Genomic DNA, 5,786 nt, shown 5'->3' with positions numbered 1-5,786 from the left:
GACTTGGACTCGCCGGGAGGGTACGCCCCCACGGCGCTCATCCACAGGTTTCGAGCATTGCTCCGGCGCGAGTTCGGGTTCTCTACGTCCGGCACAGCGGATAGCCGCACCGTACCAATCGTGGTCTTCATACGTCTAGGTACGTAGAAGGTCGAGGCTGTTCGTGGGGGGACTTCTACGGTCGGGGGTATGGAGTTCGACCCGGACGCCCGCATCGATCACGGTGCGCCGTTGTCGCCGTATCGCCAGCTGGCCGGCATCCTGGCCGCGCGGATCGGCCGTGGTGACTGGCAGCCGAACCGGGCGATTCCGTCTGAGTCTCAGCTTGTGCAGGAGTACGGGTTGGCCCGCGCGACCGTGCGACGCGCGATCGCGGTGCTCGTGGACCAGGACGTGTTGTTCGTGGTGCCGCAGCGCGGGACGTTCGTGAAGCCAGCGACCGAGGGCTAAGAAATCCAGTCTTCTGGATGTCACTCTCTCCGGTTGCTGGCGAGACGTGGCTATCGGCGCGATGCTAGTGGAGGGAATCGGGGGTTGTTGATCTTTAGCGTCCCTGGTCAAGAAGCCGGTTCCCCGCACACGCTGGGGTGATCCGACAGCCCGCATGCCGACCCGGGCGCGGGATCAGTGTTCTCCGCATACGCGGGGGTGAACCCAGCACTCCCGCGACGAACGACGTGTCATATGGGCGCTGGTCGGGCGAACCTCGGTGGGGGCCAAAGACCGCGCCGACTCGGGGTGAACGTGATGGCCGCGATCAGCAACAGGGGGAGTTGCATTTCACCTGCTACCAGGGCTCTTTCGGGGGCAAGGTGGTGCTGGGTCTACTGCCCTGCCTGGTAGGGGGACCGGTTGCGTTCTCCGGCCCCCCAACCAAGCCTGAGAACTACTGCGTCGGTGTCGGAGTCGTTTGCTGGATCCAGTCTTCGTTGCAGACAAGGGTCGTTCCTGGCACATCGCAGTGGGTTTGCCACACCTCGCCCGTGGTGGTCAGTACCTTGACCCAAGCGTCGTTGCCCTGAGAGGAGATGGCAACACCACAGACCGTAGCCCCCGGGTAGCCGCCATTGTTACTCAGGTCGAGCCAGGTGTAGGGGCCTTCTGTGGGCTGGAGAATGCGCCGCCCCGCGTACGTCACTCCATCCGAGACCACCGCGCTGAACTCCTCGGCATTTGACGGCGCGTAACTGTCGATATCGGCGCACGGTCCGGCAGGTCCCGTCGGACCGGTCGGACCGGTCGGACCGGTCGGACCAGCGGGACCCGCCGGACCCGCCGGACCCGCCGGACCTGTCGGTCCCGGGAGGCCACCTTTGTGTAGCCACCACCGCTTGTGATGCTTCTGATAGCCCTCGTCCCCGGACCAGTCCTCGTAGTCCCCGGACCAGTCCTCGTAGTCTCCGGACCAGCTCTCGTAGTCTCCGGACCAGCTCTCGTCAGCACTCGTTATCGCGCTCAGGTCGTCTACCCGAGGGCTGGCCGCTGCAGCTCCGCCTGTGATCGCCACGCTGGCGATTGCGAACGCGAGTGATGCCAGGGCGCCACCGGTCACCCATCGACCGTGCCCCGTGAGGGGACCCAACCTTGAACTCGTGCAAGGGTTCCGGTTCATTCGATCTTCCTCTCTCTGTGCGTCAGGAAGCCCGGAAGGATTCCCGGGAGTCCCTTACCTCCTGCGGCTTCAGCCTATGGACCTAAAGGCGAACATCGCCCGCGTTTCTACTTCCTGGCACCTGGAAGGGTGATATGCACGATCAGTCGCCGTCGTGCCGCAAGGTCCGTCTTACCGTGAGCGGACGACCCGCAGACGCCGAGGAGGTGAGGGCATGAAGCCGTCCATCTGCCTGTGCATGATCGTGAAAAATGAGGCGAAAGTGATCGAACGCTGCCTCGAATCCGTACATGGCCTGGTGGACACCTGGGTCATTTCCGACACCGGCTCGACCGACGGGACGCAGCGGCTCATTCGATCCGCGCTGGGCCTCATTCCTGGTGAACTGTACGAGGAGCCGTGGGTCAACTTCGGCCACAACCGGAGCCTGAACATCGCGCACGCTCGCGGTCGCGCCGACTACCTGCTTCTTCTCGACGCCGACCTCGTCGTTCGCCAGGATGGGCCCTTGCCAATATTGACCGCCGACGCCTACATGCTGCGGCACGAGGGTCCCGTCGAGTACCGCGTTAAGCGCCTGGTCCGTGGTGATTTCCTATGGCGATATGAGGGAGTTACTCACGAATATCTGACCTGCGACACGTCGGACCGTCAAGAAAATATGGACGCGCTGGTGATCGAGGATCATGCAGACGGCGGGTCTCGCCATGACAAGTTTGAACGTGACGCGAAACTGCTCAGCGCCGAACTGGAACGTAATCCCGACAACTCCAGAAATGTCTTCTACCTTGCTCAGACCATGCGTGACATGGGCTGCGTCAGTAAGGCGATCAGGCTTTATGAGTGTCGAGCGCAAATGGGTGGCTGGGCCGAAGAGGTTTACTACGCATTGCTTCAATCTGGAGTTCTCAGAGCAGAAAGCAACGACTGGCCGGGTGCGATGGATGCTCTCACTCGCGCATGGGAGGTTCGTCCACAGCGCCTCGAGGCGTGCTATGAATTGTGCTCGCGATTGCGCCAAAGGGGGCGCCATCATGCGGCGTACGCGATGGCACGTGCCGCCTTAGACCGACCGGCGCCGGACGATCTACTGTTTGTCAGTCCTTGGGTGTACCGCTGGGGCATCCTGTTCGAGTATTCGATTGCGGCCTATTGGGTTGGCGAGTTGAACGAATCCCTCCGGGTTTGCGATCGCCTTCTCGCTTTGCCGGACTTTCCCGACCACTATCGCACGCAGACCGTCGCCAATCGCGCATATGCGGTTCCCTCGCACTCGTAGCATCGATCTTGCTGAGGTGGCAACAGCAGGGCACAAGAATTTTCTGAGTGTTCGCTCCAACCAGGCCGGCGTGGCCGCTGATCTTCACAAACCACTGCGCCGGGTTGCGTCTATGGGAGTGGTGTACGACTTGCCCGTAATGGGCGTGTCGATTAGGTGGGGACGGCCACCGCGTGATTCGCCGAGGCGGCCATATCGAACGAAGGAGAGTGGTGCGATGGTCGCATCGGAGGCGTGGCTGCTCCCCGCACACGCGGGGTGATTCGCCGGTAATCGATGCAAGGCGATGGCTTGCATGATCATCGGGCACAGATCCGGCACAACTGAGCCCGAAAACCCCTGTGAAACGTCGAGAGACGTTGGAGGTTGTGGCCCTGGTCAGAGGCCGGATCTGCCCGATTCCAGATGATCCCTACGCAGCCTGCGGCGTTAGGGGTTCAAATCCCCTCAGCTCCACCCAGTTCAAAGGCCGTTTCCGCCAGTCGGAGACGGCCTTTTTTCGATCTTGTGCAGCGGTGGGGTGCAGCATCGCCCCCGGCACGCAGACCGGGGGCGTCGCGACGTGCCAGGTCAGCTCGTGAAATCGTCCCGCGCGTCCCGAGCGTCTTCCTGGACGTGCTCGCCGGGCTGCTTGCCCCGTATCTCATCCCGTTTCACCACCTGTTCCGCCTCAGACCGCTCTTTCTGGGTCATGTCGCCCATCCGTGCCCGAGCGGCGCCGGCCACCTTCTCGACCTTGTCCTTCGCGCTCTCCAAGCTCATGTCGCCTCCCTGTCGTCCTTGGCGGGGCGGTGTCCGCCCCGCCTGGCCTGCGTCCCCGTCCGTCCGTGGATGAAAACACTGGTCAGTTCCCGAACTGGTCACCGAGGCGCTTGAGGGCGGTCTAGGTTGCCTTCGAGGTGAGATGTTCATGGTCACGGCGATCTGGCTGTGCCGGAGGATCGCAGCACGCCCACGCCCACGACCCGGTATCAGGCCGCCTACCGCTGGTCGAGGTATATCGGGTGACCACGAGCATCGCGCCGCGCACCTGGTCGACGCGGCACGGGCGTACCTGCTGACCGGCGACCCGGTCCACGCCGGCCGCGTCCTCGTCGACGCCGAGCGGACCGCGCCGGCCGAGATCCGCCACCGATTAGCCGCCCGGGAGGTACTCGCCCAGGTGACCCGCGACCGGCGAGCCCCAGCGGCGATCATCCAGCTCGCCAACACCCTCGGCGTCGCCTGAGTACGAGGAGGCTGCGGTACGGCAGCGGAGGCCTTTTCCGGTCTTGTGCAGCAGCGGAGCACAGCAGTTGCTGACCGGGCGAGACGGAGCTGCAACACAATGTGTGCCAGGGCCTCAATCCCGCCGTGTAGCGCTCGGTCAGGTGGAAAGCTGGATGGCTGTGGACAGGGAACAGGTGACGGACTGGCTTGAGGCCTACGAGCTGGCGTGGCGGTCGCCGGGGACGGAAACGCTCGCGACGATCTTCACCGAAGATGCGAGCTATCTGCAGGGGCCGTACCAGACACCCGTCATCGGACTGCCGGCCATAGCCCGGATGTGGGAGGACGAGCGCGACGGCCCCGACGAGGTGTTCCAGATGGCCACCGAGGTCGTCGCAGTCGAGGGCAACACTGCGGTGACGCGAGTGGAGGTCCGGTACGGCGACCCAGTCCACCAGGAGTACCGCGACATGTGGATCATGCGATTCGCCGAGGACGGGCGCTGTAGATCGTTCGAGGAATGGCCTTTCTTGCATCGAGGGGTTCAAATTCCCTCAGCTCCGTCGTCTGAAAAGGCCGTTCCGCCCGTCGGAGGCGGCCTTTTCTGATCTTGATCGGGTCGGGGGTGCCCCCGGTGGCCACGGAGTCGCCGTAGGGTGGGCGCGTGACCGAGATCCTGTTGTTCCACCATGCGCAGGGGCAGACCCCCGGCTTCCTCGCCTTCGCCGAGCAGTGGCGGGCAGCGGGGCACAAGGTGCACACCCCCGATCTGTACGACGGTGCCACCTTCGGAACCGTCGACGAGGGGGTCGCCCACGCCGAGTCCGTCGGCTTCGACGAGATCATCCGGCGGGGTACCGCCACCGCTGCGAGCCTGCCGGGCCGCATCGTCTACGCCGGCTTCTCGCTCGGTGTGCTCCCGGCCCAGTCACTCACCCAGACCCGTCCCGGCGCGCTGGGTGCGCTGCTGCTGCACAGCGGTGTACCGACCGCGACCTTCGCGAGTCCGTGGCCAGCCGGAACCCCGGTGCAGTTCCACGCGATGGCTGGCGACGAGTGGGCAGAGGTCGACGTCCTACAGGAGTTGTCCCGAGAGATCAGCTCTGCTGAGCTGTTCCTCTATCCCGGCAGCGGTCACCTCTTCGCGGACCCGAGCAGCGACGACTACGACGAGGCGGCGGCGGAGTTGCTGATGCACCGCACCCTGAGGTTCCTCGACCGCCTCAACTGACCGGCGACGGGAGAGACGGGAAGGGCACGGGATGGGTGTCTACCTGAGTGTCCGGGGTTGGCTCGAGTGTGTGGACGACCAGGAGAGGCTGGTCTGGGACATCGTCCGGCGCCACGACGACGATTTCTACAGTCGTGGCTGGTCGACCCTCAGCGGCCCGAACGGCGACACCTGTGTCTTCTACTGCGGCACGATCCGTGAGCAGGCCACCGAGTGGTTCCTCGGGAAGTTGCGGGACATCGCCCGTATCCCGCCGCCGGCTGACCCCGCCGACCTGGTCCGTGGACTCTTCCTTGCGCACCATGAACAGCACGGGATGCAGGAGTGGCAGCTCCGCGACGGGGGTCTGTTCGTTGCGTCCACCGGCGGCCGGTACGACTATCTGGCCGCTTAGCCTCGATCCACCGATGAATGTCGGGTCGGCGGGACCCCGGAGATAGAAAGTGCCCTCTGAG

7 protein-coding genes are annotated in these 5,786 nt (G+C 64.3%); 6 read left to right on the top strand and 1 reads right to left on the bottom strand.

The window, feature by feature from the left end; translation table 11 throughout:
* The first annotated feature begins 189 nt into the window (after positions 1–189).
* Both V6U90_RS32310 and V6U90_RS32305 read left to right on the top strand, forming a co-directional pair.
* Positions 190–450: a GntR family transcriptional regulator gene (locus tag V6U90_RS32310; RefSeq protein WP_334444800.1), complete on the top strand. Its 261-nt coding sequence runs from the start codon at positions 190–192 to the stop codon at positions 448–450.
* 1,376 nt (positions 451–1,826) lie between these two features.
* On the top strand, positions 1,827–2,891 hold the full coding sequence (locus V6U90_RS32305) for a tetratricopeptide repeat-containing glycosyltransferase (protein ID WP_334444798.1): 1,065 nt from the start codon (positions 1,827–1,829) through the stop codon (positions 2,889–2,891).
* 570 nt (positions 2,892–3,461) lie between these two features.
* Here V6U90_RS32305 and V6U90_RS32300 read toward each other — a convergent pair.
* The gene (locus V6U90_RS32300; RefSeq protein ID WP_334444796.1) at positions 3,462–3,653 is read right to left on the bottom strand and encodes a general stress protein CsbD; all 192 of its coding nucleotides are present in this window, start codon (positions 3,651–3,653) and stop codon (positions 3,462–3,464) included.
* A gap of 148 nt (positions 3,654–3,801) precedes the next feature.
* Here V6U90_RS32300 and V6U90_RS32295 point away from each other — a divergent pair, with 148 nt between their 5' ends.
* The 4 genes from V6U90_RS32295 to V6U90_RS32280 all read left to right on the top strand — a co-directional run bounded on the left by V6U90_RS32295 (position 3,802) and on the right by V6U90_RS32280 (position 5,725).
* Complete coding sequence (locus V6U90_RS32295; RefSeq protein ID WP_334444794.1) at positions 3,802–4,119, top strand: hypothetical protein; 318 nt, start codon at positions 3,802–3,804, stop codon at positions 4,117–4,119.
* Between the two features lie 154 nt (positions 4,120–4,273).
* A complete protein-coding gene (locus V6U90_RS32290) occupies positions 4,274–4,708 on the top strand; it encodes a YybH family protein (protein ID WP_334444792.1) in 435 nt (144 codons plus the stop codon).
* Between the two features lie 56 nt (positions 4,709–4,764).
* Positions 4,765–5,331: a dienelactone hydrolase family protein gene (locus V6U90_RS32285; RefSeq protein ID WP_334444790.1), complete on the top strand. Its 567-nt coding sequence runs from the start codon at positions 4,765–4,767 to the stop codon at positions 5,329–5,331.
* Between the two features lie 31 nt (positions 5,332–5,362).
* On the top strand, positions 5,363–5,725 hold the full coding sequence (locus tag V6U90_RS32280; RefSeq protein ID WP_334444788.1) for a hypothetical protein: 363 nt from the start codon (positions 5,363–5,365) through the stop codon (positions 5,723–5,725).
* The last annotated feature ends 61 nt before the right edge of the window (positions 5,726–5,786 follow it).

Origin of the sequence: Micromonospora sp. CPCC 206060 (genome assembly GCF_036906895.1) — a bacterium.
In the GTDB taxonomy this organism is placed as follows: Bacteria; Actinomycetota; Actinomycetes; order Mycobacteriales; family Micromonosporaceae; genus Micromonospora.
Note: the sequence above shows the minus strand (reverse complement) of the source record. Positions and strands in the feature narration are given on the sequence as shown.